The organism is Pseudanabaena sp. UWO311 (genome assembly GCF_006937785.1).
Lineage (GTDB): Bacteria > Cyanobacteriota > Cyanobacteriia > Pseudanabaenales > Pseudanabaenaceae > Pseudanabaena.
Genome location: NZ_SJEE01000014.1, coordinates 81,207 through 100,862, shown reverse-complemented (window position 1 = coordinate 100,862; position 19,656 = coordinate 81,207). Strand labels below are relative to the sequence as shown.

At 39.7% G+C, this 19,656-nt stretch carries 20 protein-coding genes; 6 read left to right on the top strand and 14 right to left on the bottom strand.

Features of this window, described 5'->3' with window-relative positions:
- Positions 1-400: 400 nt before the first annotated feature.
- The 3 genes from PseudUWO311_RS12605 to PseudUWO311_RS12595 all read right to left on the bottom strand — a co-directional run bounded on the left by PseudUWO311_RS12605 (position 401) and on the right by PseudUWO311_RS12595 (position 2,778).
- Positions 401-661, bottom strand: a complete 261-nt coding sequence (locus PseudUWO311_RS12605) for a hypothetical protein (protein ID WP_142655584.1) — start codon at positions 659-661, stop codon at positions 401-403.
- A 44-nt stretch (positions 662-705) separates the two neighbouring features.
- Complete coding sequence (locus PseudUWO311_RS12600; RefSeq protein ID WP_142655583.1) at positions 706-1,965, bottom strand: murein transglycosylase A; 1,260 nt, start codon at positions 1,963-1,965, stop codon at positions 706-708.
- Between the two features lie 69 nt (positions 1,966-2,034).
- Entirely contained in the window at positions 2,035-2,778 is a 744-nt protein-coding gene (locus PseudUWO311_RS12595) for a glycosyltransferase (protein WP_142655582.1), read from the bottom strand.
- A 45-nt stretch (positions 2,779-2,823) separates the two neighbouring features.
- Between PseudUWO311_RS12595 and PseudUWO311_RS12590 the strand changes: the two genes are divergently transcribed.
- The 3 genes from PseudUWO311_RS12590 (at position 2,824) to PseudUWO311_RS12580 (ending at position 5,799) form a co-directional block, all read left to right on the top strand.
- Entirely contained in the window at positions 2,824-4,185 is a 1,362-nt protein-coding gene (locus tag PseudUWO311_RS12590) for a hybrid sensor histidine kinase/response regulator (RefSeq protein WP_142655581.1), read from the top strand.
- A gap of 55 nt (positions 4,186-4,240) precedes the next feature.
- On the top strand, positions 4,241-5,344 hold the full coding sequence (locus tag PseudUWO311_RS12585) for a response regulator (protein WP_142655580.1): 1,104 nt from the start codon (positions 4,241-4,243) through the stop codon (positions 5,342-5,344).
- 221 nt (positions 5,345-5,565) lie between these two features.
- Positions 5,566-5,799 (top strand): hypothetical protein, encoded by a 234-nt coding sequence (locus PseudUWO311_RS12580; RefSeq protein WP_142655579.1) that lies wholly within the window; start codon positions 5,566-5,568, stop codon positions 5,797-5,799.
- A gap of 63 nt (positions 5,800-5,862) precedes the next feature.
- Here the strand turns inward: PseudUWO311_RS12580 and PseudUWO311_RS12575 are convergent, their stop codons facing one another.
- The 5 genes from PseudUWO311_RS12575 to PseudUWO311_RS12555 all read right to left on the bottom strand — a co-directional run bounded on the left by PseudUWO311_RS12575 (position 5,863) and on the right by PseudUWO311_RS12555 (position 10,456).
- Positions 5,863-6,693: a PhzF family phenazine biosynthesis protein gene (locus PseudUWO311_RS12575; protein ID WP_142655578.1), complete on the bottom strand. Its 831-nt coding sequence runs from the start codon at positions 6,691-6,693 to the stop codon at positions 5,863-5,865.
- A 97-nt stretch (positions 6,694-6,790) separates the two neighbouring features.
- Entirely contained in the window at positions 6,791-7,507 is a 717-nt protein-coding gene (locus PseudUWO311_RS12570) for a hypothetical protein (protein ID WP_142655577.1), read from the bottom strand.
- Between the two features lie 105 nt (positions 7,508-7,612).
- Positions 7,613-9,001 carry a dihydroorotase gene (locus tag PseudUWO311_RS12565; protein ID WP_142655576.1) on the bottom strand — a complete coding sequence of 463 codons (1,389 nt, stop codon included), beginning with the start codon at positions 8,999-9,001 and terminating at the stop codon, positions 7,613-7,615.
- A 129-nt stretch (positions 9,002-9,130) separates the two neighbouring features.
- Positions 9,131-10,228, bottom strand: coding sequence for a DNA polymerase beta superfamily protein (locus PseudUWO311_RS12560; RefSeq protein ID WP_142655575.1), 1,098 nt, complete (start codon positions 10,226-10,228; stop codon positions 9,131-9,133).
- Between the two features lie 24 nt (positions 10,229-10,252).
- Positions 10,253-10,456 (bottom strand): hypothetical protein, encoded by a 204-nt coding sequence (locus tag PseudUWO311_RS12555; RefSeq protein WP_142655574.1) that lies wholly within the window; start codon positions 10,454-10,456, stop codon positions 10,253-10,255.
- A gap of 89 nt (positions 10,457-10,545) precedes the next feature.
- On the opposite strand from PseudUWO311_RS12555, the gene PseudUWO311_RS12550 reads away from it, so the two are divergent.
- Complete coding sequence (locus PseudUWO311_RS12550) at positions 10,546-11,736, top strand: DNA cytosine methyltransferase (RefSeq protein ID WP_142655573.1); 1,191 nt, start codon at positions 10,546-10,548, stop codon at positions 11,734-11,736.
- Positions 11,737-11,755: 19 nt separating this feature from the next.
- Here the strand turns inward: PseudUWO311_RS12550 and PseudUWO311_RS12545 are convergent, their stop codons facing one another.
- Positions 11,756-12,418, bottom strand: coding sequence for a hypothetical protein (locus PseudUWO311_RS12545; RefSeq protein ID WP_142655572.1), 663 nt, complete (start codon positions 12,416-12,418; stop codon positions 11,756-11,758).
- A 312-nt stretch (positions 12,419-12,730) separates the two neighbouring features.
- On the opposite strand from PseudUWO311_RS12545, the gene PseudUWO311_RS12540 reads away from it, so the two are divergent.
- Entirely contained in the window at positions 12,731-12,976 is a 246-nt protein-coding gene (locus PseudUWO311_RS12540) for a hypothetical protein (protein WP_142655571.1), read from the top strand.
- A gap of 513 nt (positions 12,977-13,489) precedes the next feature.
- Here PseudUWO311_RS12540 and PseudUWO311_RS12535 read toward each other — a convergent pair.
- The 4 genes from PseudUWO311_RS12535 to PseudUWO311_RS12520 all read right to left on the bottom strand — a co-directional run bounded on the left by PseudUWO311_RS12535 (position 13,490) and on the right by PseudUWO311_RS12520 (position 16,827).
- Positions 13,490-13,726 carry a hypothetical protein gene (locus PseudUWO311_RS12535; RefSeq protein WP_142655570.1) on the bottom strand — a complete coding sequence of 79 codons (237 nt, stop codon included), beginning with the start codon at positions 13,724-13,726 and terminating at the stop codon, positions 13,490-13,492.
- 361 nt (positions 13,727-14,087) lie between these two features.
- Positions 14,088-14,357, bottom strand: coding sequence for a TIGR03643 family protein (locus PseudUWO311_RS12530; protein WP_142655569.1), 270 nt, complete (start codon positions 14,355-14,357; stop codon positions 14,088-14,090).
- A gap of 6 nt (positions 14,358-14,363) precedes the next feature.
- On the bottom strand, positions 14,364-14,963 hold the full coding sequence (gene lepB / locus PseudUWO311_RS12525; RefSeq protein WP_142655568.1) for a signal peptidase I: 600 nt from the start codon (positions 14,961-14,963) through the stop codon (positions 14,364-14,366).
- A 184-nt stretch (positions 14,964-15,147) separates the two neighbouring features.
- Positions 15,148-16,827, bottom strand: a complete 1,680-nt coding sequence (locus tag PseudUWO311_RS12520) for a S8 family serine peptidase (protein WP_223807558.1) — start codon at positions 16,825-16,827, stop codon at positions 15,148-15,150.
- A 266-nt stretch (positions 16,828-17,093) separates the two neighbouring features.
- On the opposite strand from PseudUWO311_RS12520, the gene PseudUWO311_RS12515 reads away from it, so the two are divergent.
- Positions 17,094-17,774 (top strand): hypothetical protein, encoded by a 681-nt coding sequence (locus tag PseudUWO311_RS12515; RefSeq protein WP_142655567.1) that lies wholly within the window; start codon positions 17,094-17,096, stop codon positions 17,772-17,774.
- A 38-nt stretch (positions 17,775-17,812) separates the two neighbouring features.
- Here PseudUWO311_RS12515 and PseudUWO311_RS12510 read toward each other — a convergent pair whose 3' ends face one another.
- Positions 17,813-19,477 carry an Hsp70 family protein gene (locus PseudUWO311_RS12510; RefSeq protein WP_223807557.1) on the bottom strand — a complete coding sequence of 555 codons (1,665 nt, stop codon included), beginning with the start codon at positions 19,475-19,477 and terminating at the stop codon, positions 17,813-17,815.
- Between the last annotated feature and the right edge of the window lie 179 nt (positions 19,478-19,656).

Genomic DNA, 19,656 nt, shown 5'->3' with positions numbered 1-19,656 from the left:
TCGAAGGGCTTAGAAACTATTTAAGAATTACATGACACATAAAATTTCGTTTAAAAGTCTACCAATAGCCCCCTAAATCCCCCAATTCTGGGTGACTTGAATCTGGTTCCCCCCAGAATTGGGGGGCTAGGGGGGGCTAAGATTACAATTCTTAAATGGTTTCTTAATACCAATCCACTGAAGTGAGCCAACACTTCAATGAATTAAAAACCTTACTGGGTTTGGGTTTCCATTCACGAAAGTGTTGTCATACTTTCGAGAATGGGTATAAGGTTTTGAGATTCAAGAAATGGCAACGCCATTTTTTGAATTGGTATTATGCAAAATTACGCAATGCAGGAGCAATTCATGAATTGCTCCTGCATTGCGATAAGGGTTTCAATATAGTTTTGCGTAAGTTCTAACTTTGACGATTGATTTCTTGCAATAGCCACTCATCAACGGGTTGACCATCTTTGCGGATGAGTTCTATTTCTACCATTACGGAGGAATTGGAACCAACTGGAGCCATTTTTTGATGGAAGCGAATTACATAATCTTTAGGATTATGATTACGTTCCTTTAGCCAGTCTTGGACTTTGAGTTCCGCAAAGAGTGATTGACCTTGCTCAAACATTCTTGCAACTTGCATTCTGATCGTAAAAGGATTGACTTGTGGCATAAACTTCTCCAACTATAATAAGCGGCACTAAAAGTTACTTGTTGCTATTTTTTTAAAACAAGATAATACAACTCACCTTCGCCTTTGATTAATCCAGCCCGTTGCTTAGCCCGATCGCCTGTTCCCATAAAGATATCTACTCGTCCCGCACCACGAATCGCACCGCCTGTATCTTGATCGAGCGCAAAACGCTGTACTTGACGTAATTCAAGCTTACCTATGGTGGGATTCTCAAACGGAATTTCAGTACGGATCAGTGCAATGCCGCCAGAGGGAAAGATTTTTTTGTCAGTGGCAATTGAACGCTCTGCGATAACTGGCGCACCAAGACTGCCAGTCGCAGGCTTGCCATTAGTTTCGCGAAAAAAGACAAAGCTAGGGTTGCGATTGAGATACTTAATTAAATCTTGAGGATTTTTTTTGAAATACTCAATCAGCGTCTGCAATGTCACGTCTTCAAGACGCATTTTGCCATCTCTAACTAGCTCTGCGCCAACTGACCGATAGGGTTGATCAGTTTTACCTGCATAACCAACAGTTAATAAATTGCCATCTGGCAACTCAAATCTTGCTGAGCCTTGGACATGCACTAAGAAAGCCTGAAAGCGATCGCTTAACCATGCAATTTCTAGCCCTGCCATTTGTTTGCTGCCTTCAAGCATGGCGCGAGTAGGATGGGGCGATTGCCATTGAGCAAAGTCTGGTGGCAAACTATAAAGCGGGTATTTAAATTCATCAGTACGAGTACGGCTGGCTTTGTACAATGCCTCGTAATAGCCTGTAAACTGAACGCTGCCTGTGCCATCACGCCCAACTGACTTATAAAGATCAAATTCACGATTTACGGCTTGCTGGAGATCTTTAGCAGTGCGAGACACTTGGACAAGCCGACGAAATCTCACCAAACTACGCTCCATCAGATCTTGACTAATTCCTGCGATCGGGTAACGCTTAGCAGCAGATGGGGTGCGGATGTATTGAATACTATGATCGATCGCTTGCAAGAGATTTTGGCGATCGCTCTCTAATAGATCATCGGTGAGATCAAGGGTGAGAGGGTTAACCGCACGCGGAGATATTGGGGCAATGGCTTGAGCAAGTTTAAGTTCCGCAGCTTCGGCTGGTCTTTGAAAATCGGTTTGCATATAGCAAGGTGGCACAGCACAAATTAACCCTACCCAAGTTGCAAATAAGATATCCCCAGCACGATATAAGGTCGATGTCCAAGATTTTTGTTCTGAACATTTCTTTTTATTACCTAATAGAGCGTATTTACTTTTACCAAACTTCTGGGAACCAATCACCCTTAAAAACTCCTCACTAAATAATCTAGTCAGAATATGAGATTACGGACTAAGCCCACAATCTGATATTTAATCACCATACTTGACGTTAATACTAGCTTTTTGTTCGTACAAACGATTCAGTGATTTCGGGTCAATGTTCAAGTGATAGCACATTTTTAACCACTGGTTGAGCATAGCATGACGGTATATGCCTCTTTGGCGAAAACGCCTTGCAGAGGTAATAACCTTGCCTTGAGCCAATACTGGCTTTGAGAATTGACATAGGCGATCGCTTAACACCGTATCTTCAAAAATATCGAGATCGGGGATATTCCCAATTTCAGATAATAATTGACGCTCAATAAACGGACAATGATCGAGATAAACAAGCCCTTTTTGCTTTACACGAATATTGTCTGAGTACCAAGACGTAAAATGCAATAACCAATGCGAAAAGTCAAAGCTATGGCAAAATGCGCCCCATTTACATCCTGATTCAAAAGCTTTCTCAATTAGCTGTAGGGCAATTTGCTCTGGTAAGAGCGTTGCAGGATGATGTAACAAAATTATGTCGCCTGTGCTGATGGCAATACCTTCATTTAGTCTCTGGGCGCGATTTTTGGCAAGCGATCGCACAACTTGAATTTCAGGCGATCGTGCCGCATACTCATCCAAAATTAGATCTGTCCCATCCTCACTAGTACTGACTACAGCAATAATTTCTTTTTCAAAATTTGGGGGAATTAATTGGGCTATTAGATTCGTGAGAATTCGGTCTAAATACCCATGCCGAATTTCATTGAGACAGGGCAGAATTATAGATAAGCGCATATAGTCATTCCCCAATGAATAATTAGTGATGTGCGGCAAAGCCGCATGTCACTAATTATTCATTGGAAAAGGCGATCTTACACAAACCATTTAGGAGTTCTACAGCGATCGCGATGTTATGATAAAAATATTAAAAGTATGTTTTCTATGAATAGTCAAATCTCAAATCAATCTGAGCAAACTGAAATATTTGATGATTATCAAAATCCTCAAAATGCTTCTGTACTTATAGTTGATGACACAATTTATAATATTCAACTTTTATCCTTGATGTTAATCAGACAAGGCTATAAGGTGCAAGAAGCTACTAGTGGATTAGAAGCCTTAGATAAAGTTAATCAACAATTGCCCGACATAATTTTGCTGGATATTCGGATGCCTGATATTAATGGCTATGAAGTTTGTACAAGATTAAAGGCAAATCCAGCAACTAAAGATGTGCCAATTATATTTATTAGTTCTATAGAAGAGCCATCTGAGAAAGTGGAAGCATTTTCTGTGGGCGGAGTAGATTATATTAGCAAGCCATTTCAATTGATTGAAGTATTAGCTAGAATCGAAACTCACTTGCGATTATGTTCATTACAAAAAAGACTTCAAAAGCAAAATGAACAATTACAACTATCGGCTGAAGTTTTATCGCGATCGCTTAAGCAAGAACGTGAACTTAGCCAAATGAAAACTGACTTTATATCAGTCGTATCCCATGAGTTTCGCACACCGCTAACAACTATCCAAAGTGCATCAGAATTGCTCGAATATTACGAATGGTCAAAGGAAGAGCAGGTTGAACAATTGCATCAAATTCAGTCGGAAGTTAAGCATATGACTGCTCTGATGGAAGATGTATTATTTCTGAGTCGAAGTAATACTAATAAAGTGAAACTAAATCTTACTAAATTTAATCTTTTAAGCTTTTGTAGTCAACTTTTACGTCAGATGCAAAGAACTTTTGCATCTGATTATGCACTAAATTCATCTCTGTATATATCTTCAACTAATACATCTATAGAAAGTTTTCATCTTCAAGATGATCTTCCCAACTTATTAGTGAAAATGGATGATAAATTACTACGCCAAATCTTGACTAATCTGCTGACAAATGCAATTAAGTATTCTCCACACAATAAAAAGGTTGAGTTTCAAATTACTGTGGAACAAGAACAGGTGAAGTTTGTGGTTAGTGATCATGGAATTGGTATTCCAAAAGAAGATTTAGAAAATCTATTCAGTGCATTCCATCGGGGTAAAAATGTAGGGATACTACCTGGGACAGGATTGGGCTTGTCAATTGTTAAGAACTGTATTGATATTCACAATGGTTCAATATCGGTAGAGAGCCAGTTAGATATTGGTACTAAATTTATAGTGATTTTGCCAATTTCTGATGGAGTATTTCCAGTTTAATGATTTTTAAATTCATAATCGGTATAATGTTGCATAAAGATACAAGCCAGCTAGTATGAAAAAAATCCTCCTCATCGAAGATAATCCGAACGTCTTGCTAAATACCACCAGAATGCTGCAAGCTGAAGGATATATGATCATCAGTGCTGACAATGGGCGTGTTGGATTAGAGATGGCCCAGCAACATATTCCCAGTTTGATCATATGTGATATTATGATGCCTGAAATAGACGGTTATGGAGTTATTGAGGCGCTGCGAAAAAATCCCTCAACAACGACAATTCCTTTTATATTTTTGAGTGCTAAGTCTGACAAAAATGACCTTCGACAAGGGATGGAATTGGGATCAGATGATTATTTAACCAAACCTTTTACCAGAGATGAACTATTAGGAGCAATCAATGCTCAGTTTAGAAAACAAGAAATCATTAATAGTTATTACAAACAAGAGTTAGCTAACTTACGAGGCAACATATCTAAGTCTCTACCTCACCAGTTGTTGTTTCCAGCGATCGAGGTTATGGGTTTGGCGGATATTTTAGTTAAAAATTATCATGCTATGCAAGCCCATGAAGTCCCAGATATTGGTAAGCGTATTCGCAAAGCAGGGCGGGATATGCATGAAATGGTGAAAAAATTTCTGCTGTATGCTGAGTTAGAGTCCACGGAGAATAATGCTGAATGGATTAATCAAACACGTAATAGTAAAGCAACTTTTGTTGATATTGAGATTTCAAGTTGTGCCAAAAAAATAGCTGAAAACTATAATCGCGTCTCTGACTTACAAGTTGATATTAATGATGGCGGCAGTATTCAAATCTCAGACTCTTATTTAAATGTAATCGTTAAGGAACTTGTGGATAATGCGTTCAAATTCTCTTCGGAAGGAACTACTGTAGATGTTGTCGGCAATTGTGATGATAAGGACTATTGCCTGATTATTACTGATCATGGTCAGGGAATTGAACCAGAGCAGATTGCTAATTTTGGGGCATATATGAAGTTTGAGAAAAAGCTTTATATTCAGCAGGGGACTGGGTTGGGGTTAGCGATCGCTAAGCGATTGCTTGAGCTACATGGTGGGAGGTTGGAAATTGAGAGCATTCCTTATGAGATAACTGTTGTCAGAGCTTTTTTGCCATTAAGTAGTCGCAAGTAAAAGAACCAACTTTTTGTGGTGCGGCTTTGCCGCGCCACAAAAAGTTGGTTATGGGTTGAGCGCAAAGCGCTATAAATTTGTGATTTCAATCACTCCCATAAAGTGCTGTGGTCACGCTGAAGTATCTGACCTGTCACACTAAGCCCAACTAGTCATCACAGACTTCTTAAGCTAATTAGTTAAACATAGGAGATGTGAAGAGCGTTCTATGTTAGCTAGTTATGATTATTTTATCTTTATCTGAAATTCAATCGACTCATTTCCCAACGCCTTGGGGACATGAGAAAGGGATTAGTTATCTAGGAAAGACATTTTTGCCAATCAATATTCATGCAAATCAACAAGAAGCGATCGCAGCCTGTCGGCAGGACTTAGATTTGGGAATGCTCTCAATCATTGTTGATGAGGGCGATTACCTTTCTCAGTGGTGGTATTTTTCAGAATCTTTTATATAGCTTTACTCAGCCAAATTAGGACTTAAAATCTATAAAATAAGTGACGGCGCGAAGCGTCGCCACTTATTTTATGGATTTTAAATTGATATTGCCGCGCAAGAAGGTCATAGCTTCACCTTTTAGTAAAACCCTAACTCCGTGATCGCTAACTATGAGTTCGCCAGTCCGCGATGACAACTGTTTTGCTCTGAGATCGGTTTTACCGAGCCGCTTTGCCCAATAGGGAGTCAAACTACAATGAGCAGAGCCAGTCACAGGATCTTCTTGTATTCCTGCTTTTGGCGCAAAAAAACGCGATACAAAATCATAGGGCTGTTCAGGATCGGCGATCGCAGTGATGATAAACCCAAAACCATCTAGACCAGCAATGCGTTCGTATTGTGGCTGAAAATTCTGGACTGCGGACTCAGACTCTAATAAAACTGATAAATAATCTTCGGCTTGCCCCAGAGTTTCATAAGGCTGATCTCTCAACATCTCTGCTAATAATTGTTGCGATCGCTCCGAGCAAGTTTGATAAAAAGTAGCAGGAAAATCCATAACGATTAGCTGTTCTTCAAAGCTAATGGTTAAATCACCACTTAGCGTAGAGAAAATGAGTGGTGATTTGGGATCGATTACTTCTAGTTCGCGCAAATAATGGGCGATCGCCAGGGTAGCATGACCGCAAAGAGGTACTTCCTGCTTCGGCGTAAACCATCGCAACTGGAAATAGTTCTGAGAGGAATTTTTATCTAACGGTTTAACAAAAGCAGTTTCTGAGAGATTCATCTCAGAGGCTATTTGCTGCATTTTAGCTTCTTCGGGAAATTGGTCAACTAATATCGTTGCCGCAGGATTACCGCGAAAAGTTTGATTGGTGAATGCATCAATAATTGCGATCTCAAATTGCATATAGTTTTAAAAAATCGAATTTTGTGGTGGCGCGGCAAAGCCGCGCCACTGTTTTAATGCTGGTTGGTGCGGCGAAGCCATGCCAACACATTACATATTAAGGAATTTCCATATCAGCATTTACAACTTGGTTGTTAGCTATTTTAAAAAAGTAATCTTTTAGTTCGGCAAACTTTGGCTCGATCGCTCCATAGGTTAAAATTACTAGCTTGTTATTACGGCGCTGTAATTTGCTATTAGCTTGAAATTTAATTTTCTTGTCACCCACTGCCACAGTAGATGACCATTCAATCACAATATTTCCTGTTGTCTCAGTTACGGGCCCTTTCATCTCAAAATCTGTTTGGTTGCCATACATTTCTTTAATAATTGCTGCAAAAACACCGCCTAGACGATTCTCAGGGATTTCGCTTGGAGGTACAAAAATATTTACGGAAATCGTCGCTCTTCCCGCCTGTTCATTCCAAGTCAACAGTAATTCGCCCGTTTGACTCTTATCGATTAATTTCCAACCCTTCGGTACATCCATTTCCAGAATTTTCGAACGGTGTTTGTAAGGTTCGAGTGCTTTTATTTCTAGTTCGGGTAAATTAATGGGCGAGATCGTGGGTTTAGGTCTAGGAGAAACAGTTGGTGATGGGCTTGTAGTTGCAGTTGCAGTAGTTGTAGGCGTAGGGGAAACTTTCGTAGTATCGTTTGCTGGCATAGAAAAATTATTGTTGCTATTACTAGTACCAGAATTACCACAGGCTGTAAAAAAGCCTGTCGCGATCGCTGTTAGTAATAAAATCGATAGCTTTCGAGAGTGGAACATAATGTTGCGTGATGTTGCGTTCTAATCAAACCCAGACAATTTAAAAGCCCTGCAAAGCAAGGCTTTTAAATTTACTCATTAATGACTATCCATTGTGTCGCTAATCTAGCCAAACTGCAATGCTTGACCACGCACTTCAGAATTGACTTTCCCATTTGCATATACTACTTGCCCCCCCACAATCGTAGTCACTGCCCAGCCTGTGAGTTCCCATCCAGCAAAGGAACTCCAGCCACATTTAGTCAACAAATCTTCATTTTTGACAGGCTTATAGTTATTCAAATCGACTAGTACTAGGTCAGCATCCCAACCGAACCGAATTTCACCCTTGTTAGCAATTTTGTAACCCTTTGCAACGTTTTTGCTCATCCATTCACTGACTTGATGGACTGTGCAACGTCCCTTTGCCGCTTGGGTTAACATCAATGGCAGTGAAGTTTCTACTCCCGGCATTCCAGATGGGACGTTGGCTGGTTCTAATAGAACGGTATCCTTTGAGGATTTTTCGGATTGAGGAGATTGTAGATCTTCGCTAGCTGCAAATCCTTTCTCTGCCAAAGTATGCGGTGCATGGTCAGTAGCAATAAAGTCAATCACACCATCAAGCAAAGCTTGCCAAAGGACTTCTTGATCGCGGGGCGATCGCAAGGGGGGATTCATTTGTGCTAGAGAACCAATATTCTCGTAAGCTCCAATATTCATCAGTAAATGTTGCGGTGTTACCTCAGCAGTTACCAACTCTGGTTTTTCTTGACGCAAAAATTCTGCTTCTTCGCCTGTGGACATATGTAAGATATGCAACCGTCGCTGATATTTTTTAGAAAGCTTTACGGCTAGTTTCGTCGCATTGAGCGCTGCTTGATTGTCTTGAATTAGTGAATGCTTAGCTGGATCTTTGCTATCGGCAAATTCGATGCGGCGTTGAGCAATTCTGGCTTGATCCTCAGCATGAACCGCAATTAAGCGATCGCCCTGTGAAAAAATCTTATCTAATAAATCCTCTTGATCGACCAACAAATCTCCATGCATCGATCCCATAAATATTTTGATGCCACAGGTGGGATTGGCGCTGAGCAAATCTGGCAAAACTTCACCAGTTGCACCAATAAAAAAGCCGTAGTTAACTACGCATTTACTACCTGCCCGACTAAGTTTGTCATCCAGCGCTGCTTGCGTAATTGTGAGTGGTCGCGTATTTGGCATTTCTAAAAAGCTAGTCACACCACCCTTCGCACAAGCATGGCTTGCGGTTCTCAAATCCTCTTTATGTTCTAGCCCCGGTTCCCGAAAATGCACCTGCGGATCAATCACGCCAGCCATCAAAGTCAGACCATTAGCCTCAATAATTTCTAAAGGTTGGTCATCAGCGCTTAGATCATTAGGATCAAGAGTTTCTGCGATCGCGGCAATTTTTCCGTCCCGCAGATAAACATCACCTAGCAATGTTTGGCGATCGGGCAAAATAATCGTGCCTTGTCGAATTAATATGCTCATAAAAAGATCTCTTTAAATGTAGGAAGCGTTAGTTCAGCGTAACGCATCAATTATTTTGCAATGATAGGTTACGCGATCGCTAACCCATCCTACGTTTAATTCCAACAACTTACTTGATTGGAACTGCAATTAAAAATTAAGATATTCCTTGATAATCTCAATCTGCTTTTCTTCTATCAGCTTTTGATTTGGATATTTAGGTAGTTTTGTATTTTTCATAGCTAATTCAAGCTCGGCTTCAAGATTGCTTACCGCTCCGATTAGGTGGTCATAGGGGACTTCTCCGTTGCGGATTTGGCGGATGAATTGGGCATCGCCAGTTATTTCCCGATTAGGAATAACACCATCACCATTCAAAATCTCAATACCAGATTTGAGTAAGCGATAGCAATGCCCAGAATGCTTGCTGTCATATCCCACCTTCTCCTCTATTTCGGCGCGTTTTGAATTACGATTTTTGCGCCATGACTGAAAAGCTTCGTATTCTTGCAGTGCTTGCCGATAGGTTTGAGTATTGTGCAGCAAGGTAATAAATTCATTGGTTGACCTCGTGTAGTACTGCACTGCGGGAAGCAATTCTTCAGCTAATGGATATTGCTTGAGTAACCCCTTGTAATCAACATGGGTTAGCAATTCGGTAGCCACTTCGCTATATTGGCTAGCATCCTTAATTAAAATATAGAGAAACTCAAGAAAAGCATTTAACTGTTCTTTGCGTAAGGGATTTTCCTCTAGTCCATAGTCTTTGGGATTTGGTGGCAACGAGAAAAAATCTGGGTCTTCTTTGTACCGCAGTAACCATTTTCTGTGGGTCTGCACCTTTTTAATTTGGGCGTGAGCATAGCCAGAATAGCTATAGAAAACTTTTTGGCTTAAAAAAGCATCACGGATTTCAATTAAAGATTCACCGAATCTAGTTAGAATCAGATAGTCACTTCTATCTATCCATAACAATTCAAGAATATTGGGATTGTTGAGTGTTGCCAAATGACAAAACTTTTTGATGTTGTAGATATTACTATCGGTATCGGTCAAAGCTGAATACAGACAATTTGGGTCAGAGAAACTATCTAATTGCTCAAAGTTCTGTGTGCCAATAAAATAAGGCAGCGTTGGAATGCAGATTCCTTTGTAGTCATAGTCGCTATTCTCATTGTGGACTCTATATAGTCTAGATCCCGTCAAAGCTAGCAAAATTGTTCTCGTTTCAACTTCTAGTCTTTTCATAATTTACTCGATAAAGAAGTACGATCAAACTTTATAAGAATTGTCTCTCTCATTGGCTCTTTGCAACGGCTTATTCTTAGCATTGCCTTCAATTACTTCCCAATCAGCATTTTCTAGCACAGCATCTAAAACATCCGATAGATTGCAACGCTGCTCATAAGCAATGCGTCTTAAAATATCGTGATGTTCTGGCAAAATATATACAGGCTTCCTCTGTGTTTGCGCCATCTTTAACTTAGTAATTAATTAATATCCCTAATATACCATAGCTAAGTATATAATTTGACAAGGAGCTAATTAGCTGCTTTAATATGAGTATGAAAAAGACATTTATAGATTTGTTCTCTGGCGCAGGCGGAATGTCTTGCGGATTGGAAATGTCAGGTTGGTCTTGCTTGTTAGGAATTGACCACGATCGCGCCGCTATTGAAACTTTTCAATATAATCATCCACAGTCTCATGCGATCTCTGGTGATATTCGGGAGATATCTAACCAGCAAATTCAAGCAATAATCGAACATCAAAAAGTTGACTTGATCTGTGGCGGGCCACCTTGCCAAGGCTTTTCGACAATTGGACAAAACGATCATCTAGATGAGCGAAACTTTCTATTTCTTGAATTTCTAAGAATTGTGGAAGCATTAAAACCTGATTACATCATTGTCGAAAATGTAACAGGATTGTTATCAAAAAGAAATGAAAATGTTTTAAAAGCAATAATTAAAAGTTTTACCGACTTGGGTTACACAATAGATGTCAAAGTTCTATCAGCACATCACTATGGAGTTCCAGAGAAGAGAAGACGGACAATATTTTTAGGTAATCGCTTTGGCGTAAAAAATATTTATCCAGATAAAATGTTCAAGGATTCAGCGCAGGATTATCAAGATTTGCCTTTACCTCGAACTGTTGGATGGGCTTTTGATAATTTACTAGAATTAAATGCTGAAATCCTTAATCATGATATTAAGCGATCGCAAATAGCCAATGATTTAGAAAGAGAAAGAATTAGCCATATTCCTGAAGGTAAAAGTATTAGATACGAAAAAGATCAGTTAGCATATTTACCTGAGAATCTACGGTTTGATGTCGATTGGCAAAATATTCATGAAGAGAGATTTAGAGAAGCCAAATTAAATCGACTTGATCGCTACGATTGTGCAAATACAATTAACACCAGTCGCACCACATACTATCATCCAGTTGAAAATCGCTATTTAACGCCTAGGGAAGCAGCCGCGATCCAATCTTTTCCATCTGATTATTTTTTCTGCGGCACTATAACTCAACAATGGCGGCAAATTGGCAATGCCGTCCCACCGCTTCTGGCAAAAGCTCTAGGTGAGGCAATACTTGTGTTGGATTCCATGAAAAATAATATGGAAATAACTAACTCAATTGAAGATATTCAATCGATTAGAGCAAAAGCATTTTCTTATAAAGAAAATGCCTTTAATAAATCTAAACAGCCTGATAAATCGAAATCTACTCAGCTTGTACTATTTTGAATTGCAGAACACGTCAAAACTAAATGATTGGAGGAAATTCACGCCCATCTTTTTGTTCAAGATCATAACAAGACTTTTTTGGCTTTTCCTTTTTATCTACTTTCAGAACTGCATAGAATCCATACTTATAGATTGGACTACTATGGATGGTTTTAGCTCTCAATCTCAACTTCATTCTACAATCAAATTGCGGTGTCCCTAATGAGAGAATATCTTGTTTGAGATGATAAAACCCGTACCCTCCAATCTGGATATAGTAGCAATCTTTACCACTATAAAAATTGTATAAACTATTAATATCGATTTCCACTTTATCTTCAAAAGCTTTTTGATCTTGCTTTTTCTGTTGCACAGTAATTTCATTTCTGGGGATGGAATATTGATTAGGAAGGAAGTTTTTAGCATTGACAATATCCAAAACTCCAACAGATGTATAAAAAGAAGTCACAGCATCATCAACACACCAACTCCAAATTCCATCATTCCAGCGCAACATTTTCTGTCCGTAATCTGCATCGAGATCGAGTTTAACCTCTAGATTGTATTCCTGAAGATTGTGTAGAAATTTTATATCTGTTGAATTTCCTGCCCCACCTCTAGCTGATCCAGTGGCAATTAACCCTTTTGATGTCAATAAGTCGAAAATATTTTGCTCATAATTATCCCCTTTGTTATATCCCACGGTTTTTCTCGCAATAAATTACAGCAAGATTACACGAGAGTATCGCTAAAATATTCTCAAATGAATAATTCTGATCTCTTATTTAAAGTTTATCCCATCCTAAACGACTCAAAAAACAAAAAGCATGAAGATGGCACCCTGCGCCGCCTCATGCTTTTGAAAAATCTATTCAATTTATTGAAATAATTTTTATAGATATGTGACCTCGATCGCAATTTTTTACCTTTAAGATCACATAGACATAGATTTGCGATCGCAACCTAAATAATGGGTGAGCGCGATACTAGTATCTATAGAGTTAAGGCAAAAACAATGCTTTTCAGTTCACTAAATCAAGTTCGCTTAATCGCCATCAACACCATTTTTGGAACCGAAAAAGCAATTACGGTTCTAGGCAAAACTTTTGTAGATCATAAAGTTTGCAACTCTCTTAACGAAGCGATCGCAGAATGTAGAAGTGATTTGGAATTGGGTATAGCTATATTAATTACATGTGATGCCGATAAGTTTAGTGTTTGGGTTTCAATTCCCGAAGAAGTAATTTTGCAACCTATCTAATTTGATTCTATTAGAAGCTTCTTGACCCAATGTGTCATACATCAATATGATCAAACAATTACTGTGAATCCTCTAATCTTGGCGAATCCCTTCGCAGTAAAAATTAATAGCCTAAATTCCATTTAGCTTGCTCTATCCGCATCAATACATGCTTAGCGCATTCTGATATCTCAATATAGAAGGTAATATTTACAACTTTCAGATATTGAAAGTAGTCGTAGATATAGCAATTAACAACTATCCGTCCTTCTTTCTATTTTCCCTGTGGGATTACTTTGTACTTACGAGAAACTTTAGTGGTAAGCAAAAGTACAATAAATTTTAAAATCATTTTATTTTTACCTTTGGGCTTCTTTATATTAAGTAATGTAACAGGATATTTTGAAATATCAATCCTGCTAAAGATAGGCATCTATAGCTTTTTCATTTTTTACAGCAATTTACCCTCCAATCCTAACCAACAAATGCTTTAAAAGTACTGTAAAGCAATACTTTTAAAGCATTTGTTGGGGTTTACTTGCTCACAAGCTGTTGTGAGTTTTGCGAAATAGCGATCGCTATTGTGGTCATTCTGGAGCGCCAAAAGGAATAGTCGTCACGTTGTTTCTTTTGTGAAATCCTGACGATACAGCCTTGTGGAACGACTGAAACCGACGGGTGCTCTTTAATATAAAAATATGTGCCAAAAATCAACCCAAGCAAAATAAAAATGCTGGAGAAAATCAAACGTATCCATTGAATAGTCTTCATAAGAAATGTTCCTTTTCCCTTTCTATTTTTCCGTTCTCATTACGAGGTGAAGGGGGGATGGGCAGATTGATCTTCACGGGGTAACAGTCTACTTACGAATTGATTTAGCAATAAGATTAAGCATTTCCCATACTACATTTAATTCCAATTCGCAAAAGTCTGACAACTCTTAGTAATACCAATTCTCAAAAGTTTGGCAATACTTATGTGAATAAAAAAAACAAACCCCGTAAGGGTTTTTAAAACACAGATTGGCATAGCCTTTTTGTGTTTTGGTATAAGTTCTGATCGATACTGATTGCGCTTACCGAGATTGGCAAGAGATGCTAGGCTTTATTCTGCCCAAATGCACAAAATACGCTTAGTGAGATTTGAATTTATCTTGTTGGCTACAGTGAAATCTTTGCGCCTCAGAGGTCTTTGCGTGTTTCGTTTTGCGACCACTTACCCTTTCTCGCCACATCAAAAAAGATGAACGTTTCATTGACTTACGAATGATTTTAATCACTTCCGATTCAGAAATGCCGAATTGGTCGTAAATCGTATCAAAGGTGGTGCGATCTTCCCATGCCATTTCGACAATGCGATCGATATCTACATCCGTGAGTGCTTTTACAGCCTGTTTATCCATAACAAGTTAGTCCTTCCGATCAATATTGCCAAAGTGGTCTAATGGCCAATATCGCAGGGTCGCTTTGCCGATGATGTTTTCTTTTGGCACAAAGCCCCAAATATGACCATCACAACTATTATTGCGATTATCACCTAGAGCAAAGTAGGAATTAGCAGGCACTATCGTTAGAGGCAAATCGTACTCAGGGGCTTTAACTAAATAAGGTTCTGATAGCGCCTTACCATTGATATATGTTACGCCTTCTTTGATCTCCACACGATCACCTGGCAGACCAATCACCCGCTTAATCAGCGAACTTTTTTGCTTTTCGGCAGATAGTCCACAACCTTTTATTACTGCTTCATTTGGCTCAAACACCACAATGTCAAAGCGTTGTGGTGTTTGGAATCGATAGCTCAGTTTATCAACGATAACGCGATCGTAGTTTTGCAAAGTTGGCTCCATTGAGCCCGAAGGCGGTAAATAGTAAGCCTGAGCAACAGCAACACGAACGCCAAATGCTAGAGCAATAGTTAATCCTACAGTTTGAGCAGTTTCTTGCCAAAAACTAGATCTTTTGGATTTTTTAGGTGGCTGCGATGAATTACGAGATGTTTGGGGCATAGCTGATTGGGCTTAATTGATAACGTGATGTAATAATCAACACACAAAATTGCATAGCCATTTTGTGTGTTGATTATTACTGGGTTTGGTTCTTAGTTTATAAAAGCGTCGTCACACTTTTGTGTATTGGTACTGCACCATATCTAAAAAAGACGATGCATTGCATCGCCCTTTTGAATGTTTTCTAGCGATCTTGATATTTTGCCCACCAAGCTAAGCCATAGCGCTGACTGACTAAATTTGCTTGGGGAGACTTAAATACAACTCTCAGTTTGTATTTGCCAGTGATCGGTATTTTTATAAAAATATGCTGTAAGTTGTCAATCTGACTGACGGATGACCAGATGTTTTGAGCAATATCGGTATCTTGCGATCGCATTAAATACAACTCAAGTTTATTAAAACCTTCATCACTAAACTCTTCGCCAATATCAAATAATCCATTTCCATTTTTGTCGTTGAGCTTGACTTGACGATCCCAAGTTAGGGTAGCCGAAATAAAACTATCAGCAACTAGGGGCTCACTAAAAACATACTCTTGATATTTATCAACTTCGACAATATTGGTATCCCAGCCGATCGCTGAGATATTAGCTGATCCATTATTAGGAGATTGTTGCCCTGCTTGATATTGCTGAAAAGCTCGATTGGCATTGAGTTGACCTGCACCAAGACTTCGACTGAGGGGGATCTCACGGCTAGAATAGGCTTCGGTGTCGATCCATGTTTTACCAAAAGCATCCAGAATGGTCTTCGACATGCCGAGAATTTTGCCATTGCCAATATCTTTGAGCTTATCGGCAGAGTTAATTAGCACAGCTTTAATTAATTCATGACGACGTGCATCAATACTCCAGTAGCCACTTGCAATTTGACGATTAGCATATTCATGTAAGAGCGCGATCGTCCCAACAACATGGGGAGTAGCAAAACTGGAACCATTAGCATTTTTAAATTTACCCTGCAATGTCGGCAGTTTAAGGTTATTTCCTGGTGCAAGTATTGCCATTGAGCGTCTACCATCGATGGGGCTTTCGACTCCTGATGTCCATTTGCCATCTTTATTGAGATCGGTAAAGACTTCACCTTGATCATATTTGCCATTACTATTGCGATCGAGATATGGCTCGTCTATTAGATTGCCGCGATCAAGTTGACGGTATATTCCATCAACCTCTCGGGTAAATCCGACTGTAAAACCGTTATATAGATCCGTGGGGATGGGAATACCACCTTTGCCTTGGTTTCCAGCAACGATCGGTAAAGTGTTATAGGTTGCAGCGATCCAATCAACGCATAGAGTTAATAAAGCATCGCCATCGAGTTTGGCGTTAGGGCGAGGGTCTTCACTGAGGAGTTCCCCAAAGCTGAAATTAATAGCGCGAACAGTGCCGTTGTATTGACGGGCAACGTGCTGAGCCGCGATGCAGGCTTCAGGTTGTCCATCTTGGCGGCGTTGCGAATAAGCTGAAGATAGCAGCTTGGCACCTGGTGCGACCCCGCGACGGATTTTATGTTGACTGATGATCACAGCGGCAACTTGTGCGGAATGATCATCGACATTGCGATTTGGGATAGCTTTACCGTCACGAAAAAAGACTTCGTAGGGTTGAACAATGATGCGATCGAGTTGCAAAAGTTTATTGGAGACTTTATCTACAGCAAAACGGCTAGGACGACTTAGCTCAACTTGCCCAATAAATACGTCTTTGCCAGTGAGGTTATAGGGTGTTTTTTGTAAAATGCGGGCATCTATGCCTTGGCGATCAACTGATTTGTCTAATGCCCAAGTTGCAGGGCTAGTAGACAGACTTAACAGAATCCCACCGACAAACCAACCTGACCTACGCATTTTTATTTCCATTTACTGCCTAAAGGACTTTACACCGCATATTTACTAGCATAATCAAAAACTTCTCAGCTTTACAGCGACTATAGTCGTAGACCTACAGCGCTTTACGCTCACACCTAAACCAATAAAACTTTTGAAAGCCTTCAAAAGTTTTATTGTGGTTCGCTATAAAAGTATTTTGGCGGTTGAATCTAGAGACTCAATACGTAAAGATCTGTGCATAATTAATTTATAGGCGCGTCCACTTTACTTAAACTACGCTAGTTAACTCAAAATTTATGACAAAACCTTGGGCGATCGCGATAGCTGCAATTTCTTACTTTAGTATTAGTACCGCAGTCTATGGCGATGCCAAAATGTCACGGCGTGCCAATGATTTAGAGATTGATCGCCAAGTGATCGAAAGTAGCCCTGTACTGCAAAGATGGCTGGAGAAACCACCAGATCTTTTAGAAGATATATACAATACGCCTAGTTTTAATAAAAAGATCAGGATTGGTATTACCTCGCGCAATAATTCTTTGGGGTTTGAAGCTGGGGTTGAGGATTTGTTTGTGGGACAGTCACCTTTGACGATAAGTGGCAGCTATCAGACAGAATTTAGTGGTCGAGAAAGTGAGTTGCAGGCAAATATTCGTTACTATGTTTTACCGTTGGGCTCATATTGGAATGTTTCGCCAATAGTCGGATATCGTCAATTCAATCAGCTAGATCGTCCACAAATCTCAGGTCTAGATGTGGGACTGCTGGGGATTTTGGTTTTGTCCCCCAATAATTCGGATTTACGGCTGAGTCACACTTTTACTTCTCCCAGTAACAATCTGGAAATGAGTACAACTGCGCTCTCGACTAGCTATGCAATTACCAAGAATCTCCGATTGGGTACAAAAATAGAATGGAGGAGATCGCCTTTAATCTATGACAGTCGTGTAGGCTTTTTGTTTGAGCTAGCGCTCTAACGATCATTTTTGGCGGCGCTTCGCGCCACCAAAAACAATTATCGGAGCTTTGCGACAGGATAATCGGTTAACAATTGGTGTTGAGTGAGTAGATCTATCGCAGTAACTAGTAATTCCCGCTTATCGCTAATGCTAAATAAAACTTTGAGCCGATCGCAATCTGGCTGACCTAAAGGATCGAGTAAAGCGATCGCCTGTGGCATTCCTAAGCCATTAGCATCATCTTGTAATGGTTGAAAAATGTCTTTAGCTTTTTGCCCGAATTGCATGACTATGCGATCGCCATCGAAACTTATCTCTGCTGCACCGATGGGACGGCTTTCCAGCTCGCCAATAGTGAGTGCAATTTCAGGTTGATTTGGTTGAGTTGCTCTGAGTAATAACTCTACGGGACGGCGAGTGGGATAGACCTGCCCACGTCGAAATAGTTGCTGATATTTCCATTGCTTTGCACTGCGATCCCAATAGCGAATCGCATAGGAATGAAATAGATAATCTTGAAGAGCTAAACCTTGACTGAGCATCAAAGCGCCATGAGCGATCGCTTCAAATGGTCTATGACTATATACTTTTCCCATTTTGAAATAGTTTTCAACAAATGAAACCACCGAGGGGATCAGCGTACAACCACCAACTAAAAGAATATGTTTAATATCCCCTTTGAGAATTCCTTTATTAAAAGAACGATTGATTAATTCATCGATCGCTAATTGGAGAACCCGATAAAATCCTTTTGCCTCTAATAAATTTTCTAATTGTTGACGAGTATAGGTAATCTCGATCGCTGATTGCGTAGTCAGATCAAAAAAGATTTCAGAAGCTATTTCTGTTTCTGAAAGTGTAATTTTAATCCGTTCCATCAAGAACTTCAGAATGCTTAAATTATTATCTGCATTTGTATCAGTAATTTCTTCACGACTTTCTAAATAATCTTGGACCAACCATTGATCGATATCTTCACCGCCGATTGTATAACCTGTCTTCGTGATTACCTCGGCTTTATGCTCTGACCATTCATTACGATTGACACCGATTTGATCTCCCCATTTGGCAATGTTTTCACTCTTCGGTAATCGCACTAGTGATAAATCTAATGTGCCACCACCAAAATCGATTACTAATACTAGTGCACTAGGAGCGATCGCCTCATATCCAAGAGCTGCCGCAGTCGGTTCATCAAGAATCCGAATCCTAGGCATTTGTACTGTTGGCAGATTGGGTGCAAATATCTCAGTACTAGATTCCTCTAGCCATCGCAAATATTTCTCATAGGATTGGACAGGAGCGGTCAAGATTATTTCCGATGCAAAAATTTGTTGCGATCGCAGTTCCTTTGACAGTTCTCGCAAAAACTGATTGCCTAACCATTCAGGCGTGACTCTAACACCATCAAGTTGAGGGACATAACTTGCATTTGCTACTAATCGCCGTTTGATTTGATTAAACAATCTGGGCTGAGGGCGATCTTTACCTTGATCGATAACCCGCTGTCCGATTTCGACTATTTCTGCTTGGGCATTTTGCACATATACCAACGATGGCACAAGACCATTCAATGGTGCAGGACGATTAAGATTTGCAAAGATCAAGGTCTCAGGCTGATTTGTAGCAATATTCCATCGCGCAATCAGAGTGTTACTACTACCAAAATCAATGGCGATCGCATTCATCATATTTTGTCCATCACAAGCAATATTGACCATAGTCTAAGTAGCTAATCATAATCAAATCCCAAAATCAGAATCCTGTTGCGTCCGCGCAGCGGAAGCGACAGGATTCTGGTTTTTAAGATTACTTATGGCTAGCTACTTAATCATTACAGCATTAACTTTTGTGCGTTGCTATACCAATCATGTGCAATCAATTCGGTATCTTTTTTAGC

Bases quoted from the DNA above. Each gene is read 5' to 3' on its own strand.
- PseudUWO311_RS12535 (WP_142655570.1), bottom strand. From the start codon at position 13,726: ATGAAGACTATTCAATGGATACGTTTGATTTTCTCCAGCATTTTTATT.
- PseudUWO311_RS12595 (WP_142655582.1), bottom strand. From the start codon at position 2,778: ATGCGCTTATCTATAATTCTGCCCTGTCTCAATGAAATTCGGCATGGG.
- PseudUWO311_RS12590 (WP_142655581.1), top strand. From the start codon at position 2,824: ATGTCACTAATTATTCATTGGAAAAGGCGATCTTACACAAACCATTTA.
- PseudUWO311_RS12550 (WP_142655573.1), top strand. From the start codon at position 10,546: ATGAAAAAGACATTTATAGATTTGTTCTCTGGCGCAGGCGGAATGTCT.
- PseudUWO311_RS12520 (WP_223807558.1), bottom strand. From the start codon at position 16,827: ATGGAAATAAAAATGCGTAGGTCAGGTTGGTTTGTCGGTGGGATTCTG.
- lepB (WP_142655568.1), bottom strand. From the start codon at position 14,963: ATGCCCCAAACATCTCGTAATTCATCGCAGCCACCTAAAAAATCCAAA.
- PseudUWO311_RS12530 (WP_142655569.1), bottom strand. From the start codon at position 14,357: ATGGATAAACAGGCTGTAAAAGCACTCACGGATGTAGATATCGATCGC.
- PseudUWO311_RS12605 (WP_142655584.1), bottom strand. From the start codon at position 661: ATGCCACAAGTCAATCCTTTTACGATCAGAATGCAAGTTGCAAGAATG.
- PseudUWO311_RS12570 (WP_142655577.1), bottom strand. From the start codon at position 7,507: ATGTTCCACTCTCGAAAGCTATCGATTTTATTACTAACAGCGATCGCG.
- PseudUWO311_RS12560 (WP_142655575.1), bottom strand. From the start codon at position 10,228: ATGAAAAGACTAGAAGTTGAAACGAGAACAATTTTGCTAGCTTTGACG.
- PseudUWO311_RS12565 (WP_142655576.1), bottom strand. From the start codon at position 9,001: ATGAGCATATTAATTCGACAAGGCACGATTATTTTGCCCGATCGCCAA.
- PseudUWO311_RS12555 (WP_142655574.1), bottom strand. From the start codon at position 10,456: ATGGCGCAAACACAGAGGAAGCCTGTATATATTTTGCCAGAACATCAC.
- PseudUWO311_RS12580 (WP_142655579.1), top strand. From the start codon at position 5,566: ATGATTATTTTATCTTTATCTGAAATTCAATCGACTCATTTCCCAACG.
- PseudUWO311_RS12575 (WP_142655578.1), bottom strand. From the start codon at position 6,693: ATGCAATTTGAGATCGCAATTATTGATGCATTCACCAATCAAACTTTT.
- PseudUWO311_RS12515 (WP_142655567.1), top strand. From the start codon at position 17,094: ATGACAAAACCTTGGGCGATCGCGATAGCTGCAATTTCTTACTTTAGT.
- PseudUWO311_RS12540 (WP_142655571.1), top strand. From the start codon at position 12,731: ATGCTTTTCAGTTCACTAAATCAAGTTCGCTTAATCGCCATCAACACC.
- PseudUWO311_RS12585 (WP_142655580.1), top strand. From the start codon at position 4,241: ATGAAAAAAATCCTCCTCATCGAAGATAATCCGAACGTCTTGCTAAAT.
- PseudUWO311_RS12510 (WP_223807557.1), bottom strand. From the start codon at position 19,477: ATGGTCAATATTGCTTGTGATGGACAAAATATGATGAATGCGATCGCC.